The following is a 22,010-nucleotide window of genomic DNA, read 5'->3' as shown; positions in this document are numbered from 1 at the left end:
ATCTTATTGGTGATATTGGCGAGCGCCAAAAATAGCGGTTCCTATGCGAACAAGTGTTGAACCGCAATGGATTGCTGCACGCATATCGTCAGTCATCCCCATTGAAAGCGTGTCAACAGTGGGATAAGTGGTTTTTAATTGCTTAAACGTCTCATTCATTTGATGAAATACAGCACATTGGCGTTCATAATCTGTTTCAGGTGCAGGGATCGTCATCAGGCCGCGTAACACAAGGTTTGGCATCGTAGCGACTTGCGCCGCAAGGTCCGCAACTTCTGCTAGCGTTATACCTGATTTACTGTTTTCATCGCTGATATTGATTTGAATTAGCACATTGAGGGGGGCTTTTCCATTTGGACGTTGGTCATTTAAGCGCTGAGCGATTTTTGCTCTATCTAAGGTATGGAACCAGTCAAAGTGCTCAGCGACAAGGCGACTTTTATTTGATTGTAATGGGCCGATGAAATGCCAAACTAAGTCATTTCTATCAGAGAAATATTGAATTTTCTCAACGCCCTCTTGCACATAGTTCTCACCAAACTGGCGTTGACCTGCCTCTATAGCTTCTAAAATAGCCTCACAAGGTTTGGTTTTACTGACAGCCAACAGGGTAATGTCTTGTGGTGAGCGCTGACATTCTACTGCGGCATGATGAATACGCGCTGTAACATCAGAGATATTATTTTGAATGGTCATTATTTTATTCAATATGGTTTATTCAATACTATTTTATTCATGTCATACATGAATAGCGACTGTAGACCATAGTGTAAAGCAAATTACGTTAGAACGGCACCTTTGCATGAGGTTAAGACGAAAAATAACCTCAAATTTGTGCAAATTTAAATATGTTGCTCAAACCAGCTTTCAAGGATCACAACAGCAGATGCAGAATCTACTTTTCCTTTACTTAAAGCTCGATAACCACCTTGTTCAAAAAGGCCTGCTTTTGCTTCAACAGTGGAAAGACGTTCATCATGTAATTCGACTTTAACACCAAAACGGCCATGAATTCGATTTGCAAAATTACGGGCTTGGCTTGTGACCAGTTGCTCCGTACCATCCATATTAAGGGGAAGGCCAACAATAACCAACTGAGGTTGCCATTCTTTAAGTAACTTTTCGATTTGTTGCCAATCAGGGCGGCCATCACTGGCTTTTAGTGAGGTTAATGGTCGCGCGGTACCTGTAATTTCTTGTCCAACGGCCACACCGATACTTTTGGTTCCAAAATCAAAGGCTAACAAAGTTCTTCCAGACATTAAGCATGCCCCGCTTGCATTGAAATAGTATGAATATCAATACCAATTAATTTAGCCGCAGCAGTCCAGCGCTCATGAATTGGTGTGTCAAAAATAAGCTCAGGAGACGCTTCAACGGTTAACCAGCTATTTTCCATGATTTCACGTTCAAGTTGACCAGGTTCCCAGCTTGCATAACCTAGCGCAACTAAGGAGTTTGCGGGGGATAGCTCACCTCCTAAAGTATCTAAGATATCTTTTGACGTCGTTACCATCACTTCATCATTTAAGTGCAGACTCGATAAAAAGCCTTTTATCGGTGTATGTAAGATAAACCCATGCTCTTCAGCCACGGGACCACCCGCAATGACAGGTTTCTTTAAATTACGATTATCAATTTTATCTGAAATCGTAATTTCGAGTTTTTTAAGCATCGTATCGACAGAAAAATCATCAATAGGCTTGTTAATCACAATCCCCATCGCCCCTTTTTCATTGTGCTCACACACATAAACGACCGACTGCTCAAAATAAGGGTCTGTTAAGGATGGCATGGCGATAAGAAAATGGTTTTGCAGATTCAAACTTAGACTCCAGCAAATTTAAAACAATTGAGAGAACACAATAAAAGGCAAACTTATAGGTGGTAAATAAAACGGATGGCTTTTATTGTGTGAAAATAATAAAAGCCATCAGTGAAGATAAACCACTATAAATTATTTATTGAGACGGCGTTCAATGGCATCCATTAACATACCTGTAATGGAGATATCAAATGCGGCTTCAATTTCCCGCGCACATGTTGGGCTGGTCACGTTAATTTCGGTTAAACGGTCACCAATGATATCAAGGCCAACAAAAATTAAGCCTTTTTCTTTTAATGTTGGCGCTACGGCACGTGCAATGGCCCAGTCACTTTCACTTAATGGACGAGCTTCCCCACGGCCACCCGCTGCAAGGTTACCTCGGGTTTCACCTTGAGCTGGAATTCGTGCTAAGCAATAAGGAACAGGTTCACCATCCACTACCAAGACACGTTTATCACCATCTTTAATTGCGGGTAGGAAGTTTTGTGCCATGCAGTAACGGGAACTATGCTCCGTTAACGTTTCGATGATTACGCCCACATTTGGGTCATCTTGTTTAAGACGGAAAATCGAAGCACCACCCATACCATCTAGTGGTTTGAATATAACATCCCCATGTTTTTGGTGAAATTCTCTCAACTTTTGTGGGCTGCGTGTGACCAATGTGTCCGGTGTTAACTCAGCAAACCAAGCTGTAAAGAGTTTTTCATTGCAGTCACGTAGGCTTTGCGGTTTATTCACAACTAAGGTGCCAGCTTGTTCTGCTCTTTCTAGAATATAAGTCGCATAGATAAATTCAGTATCAAATGGGGGGTCTTTCCGCATTAAAATGGCATCAAGTGAACTTAGGGGGATGTCTTGTTCCCCATGAAATTCATACCATTTTTCTGGGTTTTCTTCGACTGTCACGATTTTTGTTTGTGCGCGAGCTTCACCTTGGTGTAAATACAGGTCATTCATTTCCATATAATGGATTTCATAACCTCGACGCTGAGCTTCCAGCATCATTGCAAAACTGGTGTCTTTCTTGATTTTGATGGATGAAATAGGATCCATCACTATACCGAGCTTGATCATTTTTTCTCCTTACCCCAGATCACCTAAGCGCACTTGTAGTGCTGTGATAGCGGTTAGCGCAGTCGTTTCTGTTCGTAATACTCGAGGCCCTAACAGTATATCGGTAAATTGATAATTTGCTGTCATGGCAATTTCGTCTGCTGACAAGCCACCTTCAGGGCCAATCAACAATCGTACTTTCTTCAGTTCAGTGGGTAACGTATTAATACTTTCTGTTGCCCTTGGGTGCAAATTGACTTTAAAAGCACCATCATTTTCCGCACACCATGCTTCAAGGGTTTGTACAGGGCGAATTTCTGGAATTCGGTTGCGACCACATTGTTCACAGGCTGCAATCGCAATTTTTTGCCATTGCAGTAATTTTTTATCGAGCCGTTCGCCATCTAGGCGAACACCACAACGTTCTGATAATAAAGGTGTAATTGTATTAACCCCAAGCTCGACAGATTTTTGGATGGTAAATTCCATTTTTTCCCCACGAGACATGACCTGCCCGAGGTGTAAATCGAGAGGGGATTCTCTATCGTCAATCTGGCTATTTTCAATGTGTACGAATACATTTTTTTTAGTAGCTTCAGTAATTTCAGCACTAAAGGTTTGATTGCTGCCATCAAAAAGTTCGAGTTTTTGGCCCGCAGTCATGCGTAGTACCCGACCTACATGGTTTGCAGCATCATCACCAAGAGAAATTGTTGTGTTTATTTGAAGAGGCTCTGGGTGATAAATGCGTGGAACGCGCATAGCTTTTCCTTAGTACCGACTGGGTTAATAAATAATATAACTTTGATGAATATGGGGGTTGAATTGTTAAACTCAAGCGCTGCTACCTAGTTTATAACGAAATAGTGACCTTTTATAGTATGTCTGTGCCATAAGTGACATCTTAAACAGTGATGAAAGTAAACGAGAAGATTATGATATTCGAATAAACCGACTCTACTCAACGGAATTAAAGTGTTGGGGATAGCAGAAATTCACAGTATATTTATTTTTATCTCCATAAAGGAATAAGGAGTTAATATGAGGGAGTTACTCTGTACTTTAATATCAACGGTCATACCTATTATTTCGCCGTCTGAGCAATTTACATTATCATGTCAAAATGAAAACCCTATCAATCTAATTGATTTTATTTGTATTTTATCTTTTTTCTTCATACTGGTAATGTCCTTTTTTACAACTAAAAAACTACTTATTTATTTACCGGTTGTTCATTTTAATAAATCAAAAATTATTATTAAAAATACTGTTTTACTTCTAATATATAGCGCGATAATTTTTATAATCTATTATTCATCTAATAATTTACTTATTATTTTATTTTTAACATTATATATTAATCTAATAATACCATTATTTGTCATTGATAATAAAATAGGTTATCTCCCCGATATTCTTACGTACCCATTATTATGGGTAGGGTTGCTATATCAAATTCACTTACCAAGTGGGAATGTAGTCTCAGCTATTTATGCAGTACTGATCAGTTACTTAGTGATGTTAATGGTGGTTACATTGGTTGAGAAACAAACTTATCAACCACAAATGGGGAGAGGGGATTTTAAACTCGTTGCCGCTTGTTCGGCCTGGCTTGGAGTTTGGGAGTTACCTTACTTTTTGGGCACTGCCGCAGGGCTGGGGCTATTACAATATTGGGTAACGTATGGGCTATTGCCTAAAATATCCCCAAAGAAGCAACTGGCAAATCTAGCCCACACAGAGGCATTATCTGGGGTGCAAATAGCTAAAACAGCGAAGACGATTCCATTTGGCCCCGCATTAATTATTAGTGCTAGCACATGGTTGTATTTATCAATAATTGAATATTAAATTAAATGACAACCTTATGCGTATATTTGAAAAGCGGCTTATTAAAAAGGGTGATTATTAAGACGCTGCGGTTACCAAAGAATCTAAAAACTGCTGCCATTTACTTGGCTCACCGAGGTAATTCTGTAATGGAACACGTAACCATTTACCCTGTTGTTGTATTAACAGAGTTGGAAAACCAGATGCCCCTGACTGGGCTAACAAGGTCTTACTACTTGTGATGTGAGTGGCGGTTTCATGTTGTTCGCACTCGCTGTAGTCAGACACATACTGTGTTACATCAAGGCCAATATCTTTAGCGAGGTCAAGAAGCACTGCAGTATCTTTAATGTGGCGTCCTGAAATATAGTGCGCTTTTTGGATGGCTTTAAGCATCTCAAAGCCTTTGCTTTGCTTGGTTGCAGCCAATATAGCGGTTTGTGGTGGTGTTGAGTCCATAACCAAATTAGGTTCGTGTAGCATCTTTATATAGTCATCACCAAATACTTGCCCTGTCATGGATGCAATACGCTTATCAGATTGCAGAATATATTGGCGAAAATTATCATCTAAATGTAGGCGAGCATTGCCAGCTAACATACCACCACCATGCATTTCAATGTTGATACTTGGGTGTTGGTTGGCAATTTCGATTAAAGGCGCAGCGGCGTAGCACCAGCCGCAATAAGGGTCATAAATATAGTGTAGGGTGATGTTGCTCATAATCGTTCTCTCTATTTGATCTTTTTAAGTAATTTGAGTTAAGTTGTATCATTATCATCAAAAAATTAATACCACTATCATTAGGTTAAATCAGCCAAATTGCTTTTAGTCATTCAGTGAGTTGCTACGGAACATACCGCGCAAAATGGCTGTAATAGTGAGTATTACTTGGTTATTGAGGCCACTGCATTTCGCCTTTAACAACTTTTGCACTAAGCTCTAAACTTGATTTGTCATCTAATTGTGGATATTTTACCGCAACTTTTTGGATGAGTTCATCTGAGTTTTTACTTGTTTTTGCTGCATTTTCAAAATCTTGTAAGTATTTTTGAGTAAAAGAAACCGTACTTTTATCTAATTTAGATGCTCCCGTAAAGTGACCGGGAACAACCATTGTTGGGTTCAGTGCTTTGATGTCTTTTAATGTTTGCTGCCAATTTTTACGTGACTCTTCTGTTTGTGTATCTGCTACCCAAACATGAATATTGTCAGAAACAATAACGCCCCCCACAACGGCTTTTAATGATGGAACCCAGACATAAGTTCTATCTGGCGAAGCGCCATCAAGGCCTTTAATTTCAAGCCGTTCACCATCAACTGTGAAGCTATTTCCTTTAATAACCTCAGGGACAATAATATGGGTAGGCGCTTCATCTTTTAATACACCGCCCCAGTAAGCCAGTTTGCCATCTTTAGTTGCTTTAATGGCTTCAACTGTGTTTGCTGTCGCGACCACTTTAGCTTCAGGGAAGGCGTTTGTTAGGGTATCGAGCCCAAAATAGTAATCAGGATCTGAGTGGCTAATATAAATCGTGGTTAATTTCTTGTTGAGCTTTTTAATTTTATCAACCAATTGTTGTGCATCATTTTTTTGAAATTGTGCGTCAATTAACACCACTTCACTTGAGCCGCTAATAATTTCAGAGGAAACCGGAAATACACTGTTATTTCCAGGATTATAAACATCTAATGTTAGTGTTTCAGCTTGAGCCAAATTCATCGTTGTAGCGAATAACACGGTTGCAGCTAATAAGGTAAATTTCATTTTGTATCCTAAAATAAAGTTATACAGGAAAGCTTGTTTTTTGCATGTCGTGTATATTAAATTGCAATGATGAGATGAAAAACCCCATAATTAGGTGTTGTTTGTTGCATAATTCAGTCAAATGAGAGTGGTATGGATAGATTAAAGGCAGCAGAAGTATTTATTACTATCGTTGGACAAGGCAGTCTGAGTGGGGCAGCAGAAAAATTAGAGATGTCGAGAGCGATGGTGACTCGCTATTTGTCGGAAATGGAACAATGGGCGGGAGTGCGTTTATTAAATCGTACCACGCGGAAATTAAGTTTAACTTCAGCGGGGGAAGGGGTATATCAACAATCTTTGCAACTTAATGCTATTTCCCAAATGGTCCCTGTGCAGCAAGAGCTTGATGCAAAAGCATTATCTGGTTTAGTGCGCATTAGTTGCTCACAATCTATTGCCCAAAGTGCGCTTTCTGTGGCTATTGCTGAGTTTATGAAACTCTATCCGAATATGGCTATAGATATGCAAATATCGAATAAATCAGTTAATTTAATAGAGGAACGAATTGACTTGGCTATCCGTATTACTAATCAACTGGAGCCGAGTTTAATCGCAAAACCATTATCAACTTGCCATTCTGTCATTTGTGCTTCACCTGATTTTTTAAAAGGGAAAAAACATCCCGAAAAACCAGAAGATTTAGTTTTACTCGATTGCTTAACCTACAATTTTTTTGGTCGTAGCTTATGGGTATTTGAAAAAGCAGGTATGCAGCATAGTGTATTGGTTGATGGGCGATTAAGTGCGAATGAATCTGTATTTCTCGCTGAGGCAACATTGCAGGGTGCAGGTATCTCTATGCAACCATATTATTCTGTTGCTGATCATTTGGCCTCTGGGGCGTTAGTTCAACTATTACCTGAATATACGCCAATGCCTTTAGGCATTTACGCTGTGTATACGAGTCGGCAAAAAATGCCAACTGCATTGAGGGTGGTGATTGATTATCTCGCTAATTGGTTTGCAACTTCACCTCACTGGCAGTTATTGATGCAACAGCGCGGAAATTAGCTGGGTTTTTATTTGATTAAAGTTATCCTTTAAATGTTGAGTAAAAATATTGGTCAATTGTGATGAAGGGCGGTGAATAGGTTTTATCAAGCTAACGGTAAAAGGAATGGAAAAGCTGAGTGGGCGCAGAGCTAACTTCCCAGCAGATTGTTGATGAAAATCTAATGCAGTTAAAGGGTTAACAATAGAAATACCAATCCCTTTTAGTGCCATAGCGCAAATAGATGATGCTGAATGCGTTTCCATTACCATTTTGCGCTCGACATGGTGCTCCGCAAAAGTTGAGTCAATCAACTGACGATAGCTGTCAGTTAATGATAGGCTAATAAAACGTTGGCCTTGAAAATCGTTGGGGGTTAGGACTTTTTTTTGAGCTAAAGGGTGACTTGCGGGTAAGACACACACTTCATTTAAACTTCCCAGTGTTTGTTGTTCAGTTCCAGGTGGCATTTGCAAATGTTCTGTTAAACCGAAATCGTAACGCTGAGCGGACAACCATTCTTCTAAAACAGGAGACTCTTGCGGGATCACTGTGATGCTGACATCAGGGTAATTTTCCATAAACGATTGGCAAACATGGGGCAATAAAGATTGCGCGAAAGCAGGTAAACAGGTTATCGAGATTTGGGCATGTTCGAAGCGTCGAATAGTTTCCGCTGAGTTTTTAATGCGCTCCAAACCATAATAAGAGCGTTCGACTTCTTCAAGAAACCGTAACCCTTGTACTGTTGGCTGTAGACGTCCTTTGACCCTATCGAATAATTTAAACTGTAAAAGGTATTCTAAGCGAGCAAGTTCACGGCTGATAGTTGGTTGTGAGGTGTTTAGCAGCGCAGCGGCTTCCGTCAGGTTGGGGGCAGTCATTACAGCACGGAATATTTCAATGTGCCGCCATGAAATAGCTTGCATAGGAAGTCCTTAAATAAAGTCTATATCAAATATGAATAGACTTTAGCAAAATAGATATTTTTTTTCCCGTATTATTCTTTGAATAATAGCTTTTAATATAATAAAAACTTGCAAACGAGAAAGACAATGACTTCATTCGCAACGACAACAAGCCAATATTTAACACCTGAATATCTACGTGTATTACCTGAGCAGTACGGTAGCCCTGTTTGGGTTTATGATAGCGCGGTGATTATTGAACGTATCAAGCAATTACAAGTTTTTGATACCGTCCGCTTTGCACAAAAAGCATGTTCGAATATTCATATCCTGCACTTAATGAAACAACAGGGCGTTAAAGTCGATTCAGTTTCCTTAGGGGAGATTGAACGTGCGCTGGTGGCAGGGTTCCAGCCTGGGCGTGAGAACTCAGAAATCGTCTTTACAGCGGATGTGCTCGATAGAGCCACATTAGCGAAAGTGACTGAGCTAGATATCCCTGTGAATGCAGGCTCGGTTGACATGCTTGAGCAAATTGGCGAGCAAAAAGCTGGCCATCCTGTTTGGTTACGCATCAACCCTGGTTTTGGTCACGGCCATAGCCAAAAAACCAATACTGGTGGTGAAAATAGTAAGCACGGTATTTGGCATGAAGATTTACCTGCAGCGTTAGAGAAAATTCACCATTACAATTTATCGCTAGTTGGTATTCATATGCATATTGGCTCAGGGGTTGATTATCAACATCTTGCAGATGTGTGTGATTCTATGGTGGCGTTAGTCACAACTGCAGGGGTTGACCTTCATGCCATTTCAGCAGGTGGTGGGTTATCAACCCCTTATCGTGAAGGTGATGAATTAATCGATGTGCAGCATTATTACAGCTTATGGGATAACGCTCGCCAACGTATCGAGCAACACTTAGGGCACAAAATTGAACTTGAAATAGAACCCGGCCGCTATTTAGTTGCTGAGTCTGGGGTACTATTAGCAGAAGTGCGAGCCGTTAAAGACATGGGTAGTCGCCACTATGTGCTTGTAGACAGTGGTTTTAATGACCTAATGCGTCCAGCGATGTATGGCAGTTATCACCATATTTCGGTATTACCGATGGATGGACGTAACGTTGATGGGGCCCAACTAAAAGACACAATTGTTGCTGGCCCACTGTGTGAATCAGGAGATGTATTTACCCAGTTAGAGGGTGGTTTAGTGGTAACCCGTGCTTTACCCGAGGTGAAAGTTGGCGATTTTCTGGTTTTTCATGACACTGGCGCTTACGGTGCATCCATGTCATCAAACTACAATAGCCGTCCATTATTACCCGAAGTGATGTTTGTAAATGGTAAGCCGCAATTGATTCGCCGCCGCCAAACGATTGAAGAGCTATTGGCTCTGGAATTGTAATGTTTTAAATATTATTAAAATAACGGTAAAAAGCCAGCTGTGATTTAGCTGGCTTTTTTGGTTTATTTTAGGAGTAAGTTTGCTGTTTAGATTATTTACAATTTCTGTTTTTGTGTGAGAATGAAATTATAATTTAATTTTATAAATTCTATTCATTTGAATATATGCAAAAAAAACTATTTCTACTAGCTGTTTTATTATCAGGGTGTCATTCTGATGAGAATCAAAAATATAGCTTGATGCCATCATATAGAATGTTGAACTTTAACTATAGCTCTGAATTTATAAACTATGATCCACTTATTAATAAGAAAACACCTACGCCAAGAAATCAATTTTATTTTAATCAACTAATGAATAGTGCTAGCAGTGGGGACTCGAACAGTAATTTGTTATTATTTAAATTATTCTATAAGGATTCTAATTGTAATGGTGTTTATTTAAATAATTTGAAACCTGACTTAACGTGTTTAAAAGCCTTGGAATACTTAATTGAATCAATAAAACAAAATAAAAATAACAGTTTGGCTTTGTATGAATTAAGTCAACTTTATTATCAAGGGGTTGTATTTGAACGAAATAAGGAGAAGGCTGTTTCTATATTGGATACAGTCATTCATAAAGGAGGGAAGGATGCGTTATTGGTTTGTGATTATTTAGTTCACATTACGTTGTTTGATGAAAACAGAAAAATTAAAGATATTAATAAAGCTCGTTATTATGCTGACCTTGGTGCAAGGCATGGTAGTGAAAAATGTAAAAAATATCGTAATGATATTGATGAGTATATTAATAAAAATTAAAGGGAAATAGATGAATATATCTAATGAAAATTATGTTCCGCAACATTACTTACAAGTAATAAATGAAGGGGATACAAAATATTTTGACTTAAATAGTAGTGGTTTTACTGATTATGGAGGGCCTAGCTTTACGATATTTGTTGCCCCACCAAACAGTCAGTTTATTGATGTCGTTGGTGATAATACCAATATTAATGAGTCCACATTTGGACATGTATTTATTGGGATTAAAGGTATAAATCCACAAAGTAATCAATATGAAAGTGTCACAGTAGGCTATAGTGCGGGTAATAGTTATCTTACAAATTCAGATAATATTTCATTCGATGACCATAATCGCTATCCAGAAGCATCATCTTTGACAATTGCAGGGCAAGGTCATTTTTTTCATAATGACCTAAATAATTTATTTAATAAATATAATTCCATGAAGAGTAATTCATCAGATAATAAAGACTATAATCTTCTATCAAATAATTGTATTGACTTTATAAATGACTTTCTCCAAGAATCAGGTATTGAAAGTATAAAGCTACCAAATAGTCCAAAGGAAATTTTAAAGAAAATAAAGTTGGTAGCATCAGATTATGAGACTCCATTGATTATTGACTTGAACCATGATGGAGTAAAAACACTTTCTGACAGTGTTGGGGTTGTTTTTAAATTTAAGGGCAATGAAAAAGTAACAGGTTGGGTTGATCCTAATGATGCTTTATTAGTTATGGATAAAAATAATGATGGAGTTATTAATGACTCTAGCGAATTGTTTGGGGATGATTATTGCAAAGATGACGGGTCACTTTCATTAAATGGGTTTGATGGGTTATTAGATATTGACAGTAATAACGATAGTGTTGTTAATCATGATGACCTTAAATGGCATGCTCTTAAATTATGGCAAGATAAAAATAGTGATGGTAAAACACAGGTTGGTGAATTATTAACTTTAGATGAGGTTGGGATTTTATCAATAAAGTTAAATTATTCTAAATCTGCATATGTTGATAAAAATGCGAATCAACATAAATTAATATCTGAAGTGATATGGTCTGATGGTCGTAAGTCAGATGTCGTTGATGTATGGTTCAAACAAAAAAATAAAAGTTCAACAAATAACCGACTGGCAGAAATAATATCATCATTTAATGATGATACACCTATTGAGTTAATTAATAGATCAGATTGCTCAATAGTAGGTATTAATTTCCTTATAGCAGCTAGAGGTATCGATATTTTATTATAGGTTAATATGAATAAAATATTAGTTGTTTTAATTATTATTCTAACTGGTTGTGGAAAACAGTTAGGTAATCACGCTAGTGTAAATGGAAATATTGTTAAAATTCCTTCTTACAGAATGTTAAATTTTTCAATGTATAACATTCGAGATACAGGTGATGAAAAGCTCTTTCGTTCAATGAAGCCAATTCGAACGCCCCAAGATTTTATTGAATTACAAAAAAAAGCGAGTAAAGGTGATGTTAAAAGCCATTATTTTTTATTTTTGCTCTACTTCGATGATTCTGCTTGTTCAGTAAGGTCGTCAAAGAGTAGCAAGCGAGTTGCTGATGAAAATTGCACAATAGCATTAATGCATTTGAAGAAAACAGTGGAAATTGAGCCTGGTTTTCAGTTTGGTTTATATAAACTAGCCTATTTTAATCAATATGGTATTGGCATGCCGGTTAATTTAGATGAATCAATAAATTATTGGGAAAAATTAATAAAAATAGAAGGGTGTTATCGGCAGTTAGCGTTAGAGACTGCCTCTGAAATCTATTTTTACGAATTTGGAAAAATAGACAAAGCAAAAGAGTATCTAACAATTTGCGCAAATGGAGGAGGGGAGATTTGCCAATTTAAGCTAGGTGACTGGGATAATAAAATTAAATTACGACCTTATATATTAGAGGCCAAACAATGAGCAAACTCCTCGGGTATGTAGAAAATTGATGTGTAATTTGCACTAATAAAAAACTCAAGGGGCGAATAACTCCTTGAGTTTTTTTATTACTTAATAATTAGTCAAGCCGCTTTCTTTTTCTTACTGGTTTCTTCATCTGACTGTTCATTTGGTGACTTTTTTGTCGGAAGTACACCCAAATCATCAAACTCAAACTCATCGACGTTAATCGTCCGTAACCGACTTGCTTCTGCTTTGCGCAAGATATCAGCTTCTTCTTGTGTAATTACATTTTCAGGAAGTAGTTGGTCTGCAAGTTTATCTAAGCGAGTAAAGCTGAGTTTACGCTCTTTCAGGCGGCAGATGCGCTCAAAGATTGGTTCAGCAGCAATGATATCGAGCAGAGCTTGGTTTACAAGGCCATGAGGGTTGTTTTCCGTAGGTGTTAAATACTGCCCACGGCCCAGTCTGTCACGTGTTTCTGATGGTTCCATCAGAATTTGAGCCAGTTTATGGTCTAGTCGGTCTGATGGTGTTGACATCGCACGGCCAGTAGGGAACAGCGTGATGCGCATTACCCCTGCAACCAACTTGTTAGGGAAGTTTTTCAGGAGATCATCCATCGCTTTTTCTGATTGATATAAACAATCTTGAACAGCCCATTTCACTAATGGTAAGTCTGCTTTTTGACGACCTTCATCTTCATAACGTTTTAAGGTTGCAGATGCGAGATACAAGTTGCTTAAAATATCTCCTAAGCGAGCAGAGATACGTTCACGACGTTTCAAGCTACCCCCTAACACACCCATGGCAACATCGGATAGTAATGCTAAGTTGGCACTTTGGCGGTTTAGCATTTGATAGTAACGGCGCGTTTCATCTTTGGTTGGCGCATGACTTCCGCGACCATTGGTTAAACCAAGCCAGAAGCTACGGAATTGGTTACTAACCACATGACCAATATGCCCAAATACGGCTTTATCGAATTTATGTAAGTTATTATCCTGTGCTGCGGCCATTTCTTCTAATACGAATGGATGGCAACGGATAGCCCCTTGACCGAATATGATCATACTGCGGGTTAGGATATTTGCCCCTTCAACCGTAATGGCGATAGGTGCGCCTTGGTAGGCTCTGGCAACAAAGTTTGAATCCCCAAGACAGATTCCTTTACCACCTGTAATATCCATGGCATCAATAATGGCGCGCTGGCCACGGTGTGTACAGTGGTATTTAACAATAGCGGATAGAACGGCAGGTTTCTCACCTAACATAATTCCAGAGGTGATGAGAGTTGCTGCTGCATCCATCAGATAGGTATTACCTGCGATGCGAGCTAGTGGTTCTTCAATACCTTCCATTTTACCAATCGGTAATTTGAATTGACGACGAATATAAGAGTAAGCTCCTGTCGCGATAGCGATACTCTTCAAACTACCTGTTGAGTTCGATGGTAATGTAATACCACGACCGACAGAAAGACACTCAACTAACATTCTCCAGCCTTGGCCTGCCATTTTTGGCCCACCGATAATGTAATCGATTGGAACAAAAATATTTTTTCCGCGTGTAGGGCCATTCATAAATGGAATATTGAGTGGGAAGTGGCGATGACCAATTTCAACGCCAGGGGTATTAGTTGGAATGAGTGCACAGGTGATACCAAGGTTTTTCTCGCCACCTAATAGTTTATCAGGGTCTGAAAGTTTGAATGCGAGGCCTAATACCGTGGCAATTGGTGCTAAGGTAATATAGCGTTTGTTCCATGTTAAGCGCATTCCTAATACTTGCTCGCCTTGCCATTCACCCATACAAACGACACCTGAGTCTGGGATAGCGCCGGCATCGGAACCTGCCTCTGGGCTGGTTAATGCAAAGCACGGAATTTCCTCACCTGTAGCTAAGCCTGGTAAATAGCGTTGTTTTTGTTCATCAGTACCGTAATGTTGCAGTAATTCACCCGGACCTAATGAATTTGGTACCCCTACGGTGATAGCTAGAATACCGGAGACACCAGCGAGTTTTTGTAGAACCTGAGACTGTGCATATGCAGAGAACTCTAGACCACCGTATTCTTTTTTGATGATCATCGCGAAGAAGCGGTGATCACGCAGGTATTGCCACACTTCAGGCGTTAGGTCTGCCAGTTCATGGCTCACTTCGAAGTCGTTGACCATGCCACAAACGGTTTCAACAGGCCCATCAATAAAAGCTTGTTCTTCTGCGGTTAGCTGTGGTTTTGGGTAATTATGCAGTTTATTCCAATCTGGCGCTCCGCGGAAAAGGTCACCTTCCCACCACGTTGTTCCTGCGTCAATGGCTTCCTTTTCTGTGCTTGACATAGGAGGCATGACTTTTTGGAACATTTTCATCGCGCGGATAGAGAAAAGCGATTGGCGTACGGGAGTGAAGACAAAAGGAAATAATACCAAGGCAACTGGCAGTAACATCCAGTAGCTCCAAATATTGATGACTCCCATAACCGCGGTATAAGCCAATAATAATACTGAGCTAAAAACTAAAGATGTTTTGTGATAACAAAGTACGCCGATTAAAGCGAGAAATAACACGATGCTGAGAAGGATCATAGCGAAGCTCCTGTCTACTTGTAAGAGGTCTGACCTGTTTATTGCTTTAATCTATACCCATTAATAAAGAATTAGCAATATATTTACATCCTAATTACAACTTAGCTCACAAAAACGTCATATAAAGGAAAGTATCGTAGTAATTTATATTATCGGCTCTATGAAAAGTCAGGTTATTGGCTATGAGTCACGATGAATTTTGTCGATAGGGTCAAGACAGCACAATCAAAAGTAGAAACAAAATTATCCCTGTGCAACAATCTGACTATTAAAGATTAATTACTGATATCTATCTGAGTTTTGCCATGGAGCGACATTTTTCTTTTAGGATGATCTGGATATGAATTAATCATGCTTTCTATAACGTATTCTTAATTAAGAGGAAATCTCATGTATCAAGACCTAATCCGCGGTGAGCTGACAGAAGCGGCCGAGACGTTATCGAATTTCCTTAGCGATGATGCCAATATTGCTGCTATCCAACAGGCTGCCGTTTTACTGGCTGACTCTTTTAAAGCGGGTGGCAAAGTATTATCTTGTGGTAATGGGGGCTCTCACTGTGATGCAATGCATTTCGCTGAAGAATTAACAGGGCGTTATCGCGAAAACCGTCCGGGCTATCCTGCGATTGCAATTTCAGATGTGAGCCATTTATCTTGCGTGAGTAATGACTTCGGTTATGAGTATGTTTTTTCACGTTTTATTGAAGCCGTTGGCATGAAAGGTGATGTTTTACTTGGAATTTCTACCTCTGGAAATTCTGGGAACATTATTAAAGCGATTGCAGCTGCACGTGAAAAAGGCATGAAAGTCATCACATTAACAGGTAAAGATGGCGGGAAAATGGCGGGAACTGCGGATATTGAAATTCGTGTCCCACACTTTGGTTATGCCGACCGTATCCAAGAAATTCATATTAAAGTTATTCATATCTTAATTCAGTTAATCGAAAAAGAGATGGTGAAATAACGTTATTACTGTTTCAGGAGTTTTTTAAATGTGCGAGTTACTTGGCATGAGTGCCAATGTTCCAACTGATATTTCGTTTAGCCTCAGTGGGTTGATTTCCCGAGGAGGTCAAACGGGCCCACATAAAGATGGCTGGGGAATTACCTTTTATGAGGGGCTCGGGTGTCGCACATTTAAAGATCCTCAACCTAGTTTTTTATCACCTGTCGCTCGCTTTGTGCAGGAATACCCGATTAAATCAGAAAGTATTGTTGCTCATATTCGCCAAGCAAACCGAGGGGATGTGTCGTTAGTGAACACTCACCCCTTTACACGCGAGCTATGGGGGCGTAATTGGACTTATGCGCACAATGGGCAGTTAAAAGGATATCGTACACTGAAAACTGGGCGCTATTGCCCGATAGGCGAAACCGATAGCGAATGGGCATTTTGCTGGATACTTCATCAACTCAGTGAAAAGTATCCACGTAGGCCATCAAATTGGAAAAGTGTGTTCCGTTTTATTGCGACACTAGCTGACCAATTGCGTCATAAAGGTGTATTTAATATGTTGCTGTCCGATGGGCAATATATGATGGCCTTTAGCTCGACGAATTTACATTGGCTAACGCGTAAGGCACCGTTTGGTAAAGCAAAATTACTTGACCAAGATATTGAAATCGATTTCGAGCAGTGCACGACACCTACTGATGTGGTCTCTGTGATTGCAACGCAACCACTCACGGGTAACGAAAACTGGCAGCGAATTGACCCAGGCAATTTTGTCTTATTCTATCTTGGTGAGCGCATATTGTGATTTAGACCCTAACAATTTTGTTGGAGTCTCAGCTTGGTCAATAACCGCATATTTACCTAAAGAGACTGACACCTCAGCAGGCCTTCCTGTGCGGTTGAAATACTCGTAAGCCGGTTGTAATTGTTTCCAGAAAGTATAGTGGCTGGAATTGCGATAGCGCAGCATATTTTCATTTGTCATTTTAAATGGATAAATGCTGACATTAATGACGGACTGTCCACCGAGTAAGGCCGTTTCTACTGTTTGGTAAATCTCGCCCATATATTTGTCTGTCATGGCATAACATCCCACAGAAACGCAACTGCCATGGATCATAAGATAGCTGCCACTATAACCTTGTGCTTTATCAAACTCATTAGGAAAACCAATATTGATAGATCGGTAATACTGACTATTAGGATTGAGCTGTTCGGCAGTAATTTGATAAAATCCTTCTGGACTTTTTAGGTCACCTTCGATTTTTTTGGGGCCTAGCCCGCCAGAAAACTTACAAATTGGGTAAGTTTTCGACAGTTTATATTTTCCTGATGGCGTTTTTTGGTAGAGTTCTAATAAACCTTCTTGCTTAAATATTTGAATAAAAATAGATGAGTTTGAGCTATCCGATACGTTATTATTAAGTAGAAATGAATAGTTACTCGCCTGAATAACAGGAGAATATATGAGTACAAATAAGAAAATTGCACTAAAAAATTTACTTAATTTCATATCTAAGCCATATCAAGAGAATATTATTGAATAAAAAGAGTACATATTTTATGCATTCTAGACGAGTAAATCGAAAATTAATATAGTTTGTTAATAGTTTTTAAATGAACCTTTGTTGTTTAAATAATGAACAAGGATCGATAAATATGAGCTTAAGTATCGATAATACCGAGTTGTTAACAAAAAAATTTAAATATTAATGCAATTTGCTTGAACTATGTCACTTCTATAGCCGGACATAGAGAGTGGGAACTGATAAAATTATGGTTGGCAGAAGATAAAATTTAGTAACAATTATGTGAGAATACCTGCTTAAGTGATGCCTATTGCTTGAGCTATTTTTTATTTAATGAGTCGCTATCATTCATTGCTGAATCGTTAGCTTAGGGTTTAACTGATAAACTTGTGCAGATCTTATGATTAAAATTAAAAAAGGCCTCAACCTTCCTATTGCAGGTGAGCCAGCCCAAGTGATAGAAGACGGCCCGAAAATTCAACACGTAGCTGTGCTAGGTGAGGAATATGTCGGAATGCGTCCTTCGATGCTGGTTAAAGAAGGTGAGCGTGTAGTTAAAGGACAGGTTCTTTTTGAAGATAAAAAGAACCCAGGGGTTTTATTTACAAGCCCAGCCTGCGGTAAAATTGTTGCTATTCATCGTGGTGAGCGTCGTGTGCTTCAATCTGTTGTCATCGAAATTGATGGCGATGAACAAGAAACTTTTGCAGCTTATACTCGTGATGAGCTATCTACATTAACGCAACAACAAGTCGAAGAAAACTTGATAAAATCGGGTTTGTGGACTTCTTTAAGAACGCGTCCATTTAGCCGTTCTCCACAACCGGGTTCTTCACCTATCGCTATTTTTGTCACTGCAATGGACACCAATCCACTTGCAGCGGATCCTGTTTTAGTTATTCAAGAGCAAGAACAAGCATTTAACGATGGGCTTTTGGTTCTAAGCCGCTTAACAGAAGGTAAAATCCATGTTTGTCATGGAGAGGGAGACTTACCGAAGAATACGGCTCATAACCAAATTTCTTATACCCAATTTACAGGGCCGCATCCTGCAGGTTTAGTGGGAACTCATATTCATTTCTTAGAACCTGTTAGTATCAAGAAAAAAGTTTGGAGCCTTAATTACCAAGACGTTATCGCTATTGGTAAGCTATTTGTTACGGGTCACCTATATACAGACCGCGTGATTTCATTAGCAGGGCCACAAGTTGAAAAGCCTCGTCTTCTGCGTACTCGCCTAGGTGCTGATTTATATGAATTAACACAAGGTCAGCTTAAAGCGGGTGAAAACCGTATTATTTCAGGTTCAGTCCTTTGGGGCGTGACATGTGATGATACTCATCACTATCTTGGTCGTTTTCACAATCAAGTCTCAGTGTTAGCCGAAGGTCGCAATAAAGAATTATTTGGCTGGATTATGCCTGGTGTTAATAAGTTTACGATTACGCGTACCACAATCGGGCACTTCTTGAAAAATAAACGCTTTAATTTCACAACGACAATGAATGGTGGCGAGCGTTCGATGGTACCAATTGGTAATTACGAGCGAGTCATGCCCCTCGATATCATGGTCACTCATTTGTTGCGCGATCTCCTCGCTGGAGACACTGATACATCACAAGAATTGGGCTGTTTAGAGTTGGACGAAGAAGATTTAGGTTTATGTACCTATGTTTGCCCAGCGAAATATGAATATGGTCCAGTGCTACGTGATGTTCTGACCAAGATTGAGCTAGAAGGGTGATTCCATGGGTCTGAAAAATTTATTTGAAAAGTATGAGCACCATTTTGAGCCCGGTGGAAAGCTAGAAAAATACTATGCGTTATTTGAAGCAGTTTCGACTGTTTTTTATACGCCGGGTACGGTAACAAAAGGGCGTTCTCATGTCAGGGATACCATCGACCTGAAACGTATGATGATATTGGTGTGGCTAGCGGTTTTCCCAGCGATGTTCTGGGGAATGTATAACGTTGGTAACCAAGCCATCCCAGCTTTGCACCAATTATATAGCGGGGCTGAGTTACAGCAAGTTCTCGCGAGTGATTGGCATTATAGCTTAGCGCAGTTTTTAGGTGCATCACTTTCGATGGATGCAGGGTGGGGAAGTAAAATGCTGCTAGGAGCAGTATATTTCCTTCCTATTTATGCTGTCGTTTTCTTAGTCGGTGGTTTCTGGGAAGTCTTATTCGCCATGATCCGCGGCCATGAAATTAACGAAGGCTTCTTTATTACCTCGATTCTATTTGCCTTGATTGTGCCACCAACCATTCCTTTATGGCAGGCTGCATTAGGTATCACTTTCGGGGTTGTTGTTGCGAAAGAAATTTTTGGCGGTACTGGGCGTAACTTCTTAAACCCAGCATTAGCTGGCCGTGCTTTCTTATTCTTTGCTTATCCTGCTCAAATATCAGGTGACTTAGTTTGGACTGCTGCTGATGGCTTCTCTGGTGCGACACCATTATCACAATGGGCAACAGGTGGTGAGCATGCCCTAATGAACACGGTGACTCATGAGCCTATTACTTGGATGCAAGCCTTTTTAGGTAATATGCCAGGTTCAATTGGTGAAGTGTCAACACTGATGTTGTTTATTGGTGGTGCTCTTATCATGTTCTTCCGTATCGCATCATGGCGTATTGTTGCTGGCGTGATGGTTGGCATGATTGCAATGTCCTACCTATTCAATGCTATTGGCTCTGATACGAACCCGTTATTTGCCATGCCATGGTGGTGGCACATGGTACTTGGTGGCTTCGCATTCGGTATGATTTTTATGGCGACAGACCCGGTATCAGCGTCTTTCACAGACAAAGGTAAATGGGCGTACGGCATTCTGATCGGTGTAATGTGTGTTCTTATCAGGGTTGTTAACCCAGCTTATCCAGAAGGGATGATGCTGGCGATCCTATTCGCCAACCTGTTTGCTCCTCTGTTTGACTATCTGGTCGTTCAAGCAAATATTAAGCGGAGAAAAGCTCGTGGCTAATGAAAAACCAATGAATAACGATAGCGTCGGCAGAACATTTCTAGTTGTTTTTATTCTTTGTCTAGTTTGCTCTATTGTCGTCGCAGGGGCTGCAGTTGGTCTAAAACCACAGCAGCAAGAACAGATTCAGTTAGATACTCAACGTAATATTTTAAGTGTTGCTGGCTTGCTGCAACCTAAAATGACCGCTGAGGAAGTTCAAGATGTATATAAGGATCGTATCGAACCTAAACTTTTGAATTTTAAAACTAATGAATTATCTGATAGCACTAGCCGTTATGACTTAAATAGCGAGCTACGTAGCGAAGAAACGAGTATTGCACTCTCTCCTGCGGAAGATATTGCAAAAATTCGCCGTCGTGCCAATAGCGCTGAAATCTATTTGGTTAAAGATGAAGCAGGAAAAGTATCACAAATTATTTTACCTGTTTACGGCTCTGGTTTGTGGTCTGTCATGTATGCCTTTATTGCGGTAGATGTAGATGGTGTCACCTCTCGTGGTATCACTTATTATGCACATGGTGAAACACCAGGGCTGGGCGGTGAGGTTGATAACCCTCAGTGGAAAGCCCAATGGCCAGGTAAAAAACTGTTCAATGAGCAGGGGGTTCCGGCAATTAAAATCGTGCGCGGTGGTGCGACAGATAACCCATTCGGTATCGACGGCCTTTCAGGTGCGACTCTAACATCAAACGGAATCCAACATATGTTTGATTTCTGGTTAGGGGATAACGGTTTTGGTCCGTTCCTGAAAAAAGTACGTGAAGGAGCGCTGAATAATGGCTGATTCAAAAGAAGTAAAACGCGTCCTACTTGGGCCGTTATTGGATAACAACCCAATTGCTTTACAGGTATTAGGGGTTTGTTCTGCACTGGCAGTGACAACGAAGTTAGAAACAGCACTCGTTATGACGATTGCTGTAACCTTAGTGACGGCATTTTCTAACTTCTTTATTTCACTCATCAGGAATTATATTCCGAGCAGCGTACGTATTATCGTTCAAATGGCAATCATTGCTTCCTTAGTTATTGTGGTTGACCAAATTTTACGTGCATATGCTTATGAAATATCAAAACAACTTTCTGTATTTGTTGGCTTGATTATTACTAACTGTATCGTAATGGGGCGTGCTGAAGCTTATGCAATGAAAGCACCTCCAATTGAAAGCTTCATGGACGGTATTGGTAATGGTCTAGGTTATGGTGTGATCCTTGTTTTAGTCGGCTTTTTACGTGAGTTATTTGGTTCCGGCAAATTGTTTGGTATCACAGTTTTTGAATCACTACAAACCGGTGGTTGGTACATGCCAAATGGCCTGTTCCTCCTCGCGCCAAGTGCATTCTTTATCATCGGTATGCTGATTTGGGGGTTACGTACCCTGAAACCAGCTCAGGTAGAGAAGGACTAAT

22 protein-coding genes are annotated in these 22,010 nt (G+C 39.8%); 12 read left to right on the top strand and 10 right to left on the bottom strand.

What is annotated here, in order from left to right; all coding sequences use genetic code 11:
- Positions 1-3: 3 nt before the first annotated feature.
- The 5 genes from PSF09_RS13885 to rsmE form a co-directional block, all read right to left on the bottom strand.
- Complete coding sequence (locus PSF09_RS13885; RefSeq protein ID WP_272684027.1) at positions 4-696, bottom strand: YggS family pyridoxal phosphate-dependent enzyme; 693 nt, start codon at positions 694-696, stop codon at positions 4-6.
- Between the two features lie 146 nt (positions 697-842).
- Positions 843-1,262, bottom strand: coding sequence for a Holliday junction resolvase RuvX (ruvX, locus tag PSF09_RS13880; protein ID WP_004914142.1), 420 nt, complete (start codon positions 1,260-1,262; stop codon positions 843-845).
- Entirely contained in the window at positions 1,262-1,825 is a 564-nt protein-coding gene (locus PSF09_RS13875) for a YqgE/AlgH family protein (RefSeq protein WP_272684026.1), read from the bottom strand. The genes ruvX and PSF09_RS13875 overlap by 1 nt, the downstream gene beginning before the upstream one ends.
- 132 nt (positions 1,826-1,957) lie before the next feature.
- Positions 1,958-2,905 carry a glutathione synthase gene (gene gshB / locus PSF09_RS13870; protein WP_272665463.1) on the bottom strand — a complete coding sequence of 316 codons (948 nt, stop codon included), beginning with the start codon at positions 2,903-2,905 and terminating at the stop codon, positions 1,958-1,960.
- 9 nt (positions 2,906-2,914) lie between these two features.
- Positions 2,915-3,646, bottom strand: a complete 732-nt coding sequence (gene rsmE / locus PSF09_RS13865) for a 16S rRNA (uracil(1498)-N(3))-methyltransferase (RefSeq protein WP_272684025.1) — start codon at positions 3,644-3,646, stop codon at positions 2,915-2,917.
- Between the two features lie 279 nt (positions 3,647-3,925).
- Here rsmE and PSF09_RS13860 point away from each other — a divergent pair, with 279 nt between their 5' ends.
- A complete protein-coding gene (locus tag PSF09_RS13860; protein WP_272684024.1) occupies positions 3,926-4,735 on the top strand; it encodes a prepilin peptidase in 810 nt (269 codons plus the stop codon).
- A 57-nt stretch (positions 4,736-4,792) separates the two neighbouring features.
- Here PSF09_RS13860 and PSF09_RS13855 read toward each other — a convergent pair whose 3' ends face one another.
- Positions 4,793-5,437, bottom strand: a complete 645-nt coding sequence (locus PSF09_RS13855; RefSeq protein ID WP_272684023.1) for a DsbA family protein — start codon at positions 5,435-5,437, stop codon at positions 4,793-4,795.
- Positions 5,438-5,609: 172 nt separating this feature from the next.
- Complete coding sequence (locus PSF09_RS13850) at positions 5,610-6,482, bottom strand: MBL fold metallo-hydrolase (protein ID WP_272665459.1); 873 nt, start codon at positions 6,480-6,482, stop codon at positions 5,610-5,612.
- Between the two features lie 132 nt (positions 6,483-6,614).
- Here PSF09_RS13850 and PSF09_RS13845 point away from each other — a divergent pair, with 132 nt between their 5' ends.
- Positions 6,615-7,535 carry a LysR family transcriptional regulator gene (locus PSF09_RS13845; RefSeq protein WP_272665458.1) on the top strand — a complete coding sequence of 307 codons (921 nt, stop codon included), beginning with the start codon at positions 6,615-6,617 and terminating at the stop codon, positions 7,533-7,535.
- On the opposite strand, the gene PSF09_RS13840 is transcribed toward PSF09_RS13845, so the two are convergent.
- Entirely contained in the window at positions 7,509-8,444 is a 936-nt protein-coding gene (locus tag PSF09_RS13840) for a LysR family transcriptional regulator (RefSeq protein WP_272665456.1), read from the bottom strand. The two genes, PSF09_RS13845 and PSF09_RS13840, sit on opposite strands and share 27 nt — an antisense overlap.
- A gap of 126 nt (positions 8,445-8,570) precedes the next feature.
- Here PSF09_RS13840 and lysA point away from each other — a divergent pair, with 126 nt between their 5' ends.
- The 4 genes from lysA to PSF09_RS13820 all read left to right on the top strand — a co-directional run bounded on the left by lysA (position 8,571) and on the right by PSF09_RS13820 (position 12,557).
- Positions 8,571-9,830 (top strand): diaminopimelate decarboxylase, encoded by a 1,260-nt coding sequence (gene lysA / locus PSF09_RS13835; RefSeq protein ID WP_272684022.1) that lies wholly within the window; start codon positions 8,571-8,573, stop codon positions 9,828-9,830.
- Positions 9,831-9,994: 164 nt separating this feature from the next.
- On the top strand, positions 9,995-10,633 hold the full coding sequence (locus PSF09_RS13830; protein WP_272665453.1) for a sel1 repeat family protein: 639 nt from the start codon (positions 9,995-9,997) through the stop codon (positions 10,631-10,633).
- A 10-nt stretch (positions 10,634-10,643) separates the two neighbouring features.
- Positions 10,644-11,876, top strand: coding sequence for a hypothetical protein (locus PSF09_RS13825; RefSeq protein WP_272684021.1), 1,233 nt, complete (start codon positions 10,644-10,646; stop codon positions 11,874-11,876).
- A gap of 6 nt (positions 11,877-11,882) precedes the next feature.
- Complete coding sequence (locus tag PSF09_RS13820; protein ID WP_272684020.1) at positions 11,883-12,557, top strand: SEL1-like repeat protein; 675 nt, start codon at positions 11,883-11,885, stop codon at positions 12,555-12,557.
- A 101-nt stretch (positions 12,558-12,658) separates the two neighbouring features.
- Here PSF09_RS13820 and fadE read toward each other — a convergent pair whose 3' ends face one another.
- On the bottom strand, positions 12,659-15,124 hold the full coding sequence (gene fadE, locus PSF09_RS13815; protein WP_272684019.1) for an acyl-CoA dehydrogenase FadE: 2,466 nt from the start codon (positions 15,122-15,124) through the stop codon (positions 12,659-12,661).
- 390 nt (positions 15,125-15,514) lie between these two features.
- Here fadE and lpcA point away from each other — a divergent pair, with 390 nt between their 5' ends.
- A complete protein-coding gene (gene lpcA / locus PSF09_RS13810; RefSeq protein ID WP_004914109.1) occupies positions 15,515-16,093 on the top strand; it encodes a D-sedoheptulose 7-phosphate isomerase in 579 nt (192 codons plus the stop codon).
- A 28-nt stretch (positions 16,094-16,121) separates the two neighbouring features.
- Complete coding sequence (locus PSF09_RS13805; protein ID WP_004914108.1) at positions 16,122-16,889, top strand: class II glutamine amidotransferase; 768 nt, start codon at positions 16,122-16,124, stop codon at positions 16,887-16,889.
- Here the strand turns inward: PSF09_RS13805 and PSF09_RS13800 are convergent.
- Entirely contained in the window at positions 16,860-17,597 is a 738-nt protein-coding gene (locus PSF09_RS13800; protein ID WP_272684018.1) for a L,D-transpeptidase family protein, read from the bottom strand. The genes PSF09_RS13805 and PSF09_RS13800 overlap by 30 nt on opposite strands.
- A 416-nt stretch (positions 17,598-18,013) precedes the next feature.
- Here PSF09_RS13800 and PSF09_RS13795 point away from each other — a divergent pair, with 416 nt between their 5' ends.
- The 4 genes from PSF09_RS13795 to PSF09_RS13780 are packed head-to-tail and all read left to right on the top strand — an operon-like array spanning position 18,014 to position 22,009.
- Positions 18,014-19,357: a Na(+)-translocating NADH-quinone reductase subunit A gene (locus tag PSF09_RS13795; protein WP_272665446.1), complete on the top strand. Its 1,344-nt coding sequence runs from the start codon at positions 18,014-18,016 to the stop codon at positions 19,355-19,357.
- A 4-nt stretch (positions 19,358-19,361) separates the two neighbouring features.
- Positions 19,362-20,600 (top strand): NADH:ubiquinone reductase (Na(+)-transporting) subunit B, encoded by a 1,239-nt coding sequence (locus tag PSF09_RS13790; protein WP_004914105.1) that lies wholly within the window; start codon positions 19,362-19,364, stop codon positions 20,598-20,600.
- Positions 20,593-21,387: a Na(+)-translocating NADH-quinone reductase subunit C gene (locus tag PSF09_RS13785; protein WP_004914104.1), complete on the top strand. Its 795-nt coding sequence runs from the start codon at positions 20,593-20,595 to the stop codon at positions 21,385-21,387. The genes PSF09_RS13790 and PSF09_RS13785 overlap by 8 nt, the downstream gene beginning before the upstream one ends.
- A complete protein-coding gene (locus tag PSF09_RS13780) occupies positions 21,380-22,009 on the top strand; it encodes an NADH:ubiquinone reductase (Na(+)-transporting) subunit D (RefSeq protein ID WP_004914102.1) in 630 nt (209 codons plus the stop codon). The genes PSF09_RS13785 and PSF09_RS13780 overlap by 8 nt, the downstream gene beginning before the upstream one ends.
- The last annotated feature ends 1 nt before the right edge of the window (position 22,010 follow it).

It is taken from the genome of Providencia sp. PROV141, from assembly GCF_028481645.1.
GTDB classification, from domain to species: domain Bacteria; phylum Pseudomonadota; class Gammaproteobacteria; order Enterobacterales; family Enterobacteriaceae; genus Providencia; species Providencia rettgeri.
The sequence above is the reverse complement of the archived record's forward strand: the minus strand, read 5'-3'. Positions and strand labels throughout refer to the sequence as shown.

Bases quoted from the DNA above. Each gene is read 5' to 3' on its own strand.
- ruvX (WP_004914142.1), bottom strand. From the start codon at position 1,262: ATGTCTGGAAGAACTTTGTTAGCCTTTGATTTTGGAACCAAAAGTATC.
- PSF09_RS13845 (WP_272665458.1), top strand. From the start codon at position 6,615: ATGGATAGATTAAAGGCAGCAGAAGTATTTATTACTATCGTTGGACAA.
- PSF09_RS13800 (WP_272684018.1), bottom strand. From the start codon at position 17,597: ATGAAATTAAGTAAATTTTTTAGTGCAATTTTCTTATTTGTACTCATA.
- PSF09_RS13885 (WP_272684027.1), bottom strand. From the start codon at position 696: ATGACCATTCAAAATAATATCTCTGATGTTACAGCGCGTATTCATCAT.
- PSF09_RS13840 (WP_272665456.1), bottom strand. From the start codon at position 8,444: ATGCAAGCTATTTCATGGCGGCACATTGAAATATTCCGTGCTGTAATG.
- PSF09_RS13795 (WP_272665446.1), top strand. From the start codon at position 18,014: ATGATTAAAATTAAAAAAGGCCTCAACCTTCCTATTGCAGGTGAGCCA.
- PSF09_RS13855 (WP_272684023.1), bottom strand. From the start codon at position 5,437: ATGAGCAACATCACCCTACACTATATTTATGACCCTTATTGCGGCTGG.
- gshB (WP_272665463.1), bottom strand. From the start codon at position 2,905: ATGATCAAGCTCGGTATAGTGATGGATCCTATTTCATCCATCAAAATC.
- PSF09_RS13860 (WP_272684024.1), top strand. From the start codon at position 3,926: ATGAGGGAGTTACTCTGTACTTTAATATCAACGGTCATACCTATTATT.
- lpcA (WP_004914109.1), top strand. From the start codon at position 15,515: ATGTATCAAGACCTAATCCGCGGTGAGCTGACAGAAGCGGCCGAGACG.
- PSF09_RS13825 (WP_272684021.1), top strand. From the start codon at position 10,644: ATGAATATATCTAATGAAAATTATGTTCCGCAACATTACTTACAAGTA.
- PSF09_RS13850 (WP_272665459.1), bottom strand. From the start codon at position 6,482: ATGAAATTTACCTTATTAGCTGCAACCGTGTTATTCGCTACAACGATG.
- PSF09_RS13830 (WP_272665453.1), top strand. From the start codon at position 9,995: ATGCAAAAAAAACTATTTCTACTAGCTGTTTTATTATCAGGGTGTCAT.
- PSF09_RS13820 (WP_272684020.1), top strand. From the start codon at position 11,883: ATGAATAAAATATTAGTTGTTTTAATTATTATTCTAACTGGTTGTGGA.
- PSF09_RS13805 (WP_004914108.1), top strand. From the start codon at position 16,122: ATGTGCGAGTTACTTGGCATGAGTGCCAATGTTCCAACTGATATTTCG.
- PSF09_RS13790 (WP_004914105.1), top strand. From the start codon at position 19,362: ATGGGTCTGAAAAATTTATTTGAAAAGTATGAGCACCATTTTGAGCCC.
- PSF09_RS13780 (WP_004914102.1), top strand. From the start codon at position 21,380: ATGGCTGATTCAAAAGAAGTAAAACGCGTCCTACTTGGGCCGTTATTG.
- fadE (WP_272684019.1), bottom strand. From the start codon at position 15,124: ATGATCCTTCTCAGCATCGTGTTATTTCTCGCTTTAATCGGCGTACTT.
- lysA (WP_272684022.1), top strand. From the start codon at position 8,571: ATGACTTCATTCGCAACGACAACAAGCCAATATTTAACACCTGAATAT.
- rsmE (WP_272684025.1), bottom strand. From the start codon at position 3,646: ATGCGCGTTCCACGCATTTATCACCCAGAGCCTCTTCAAATAAACACA.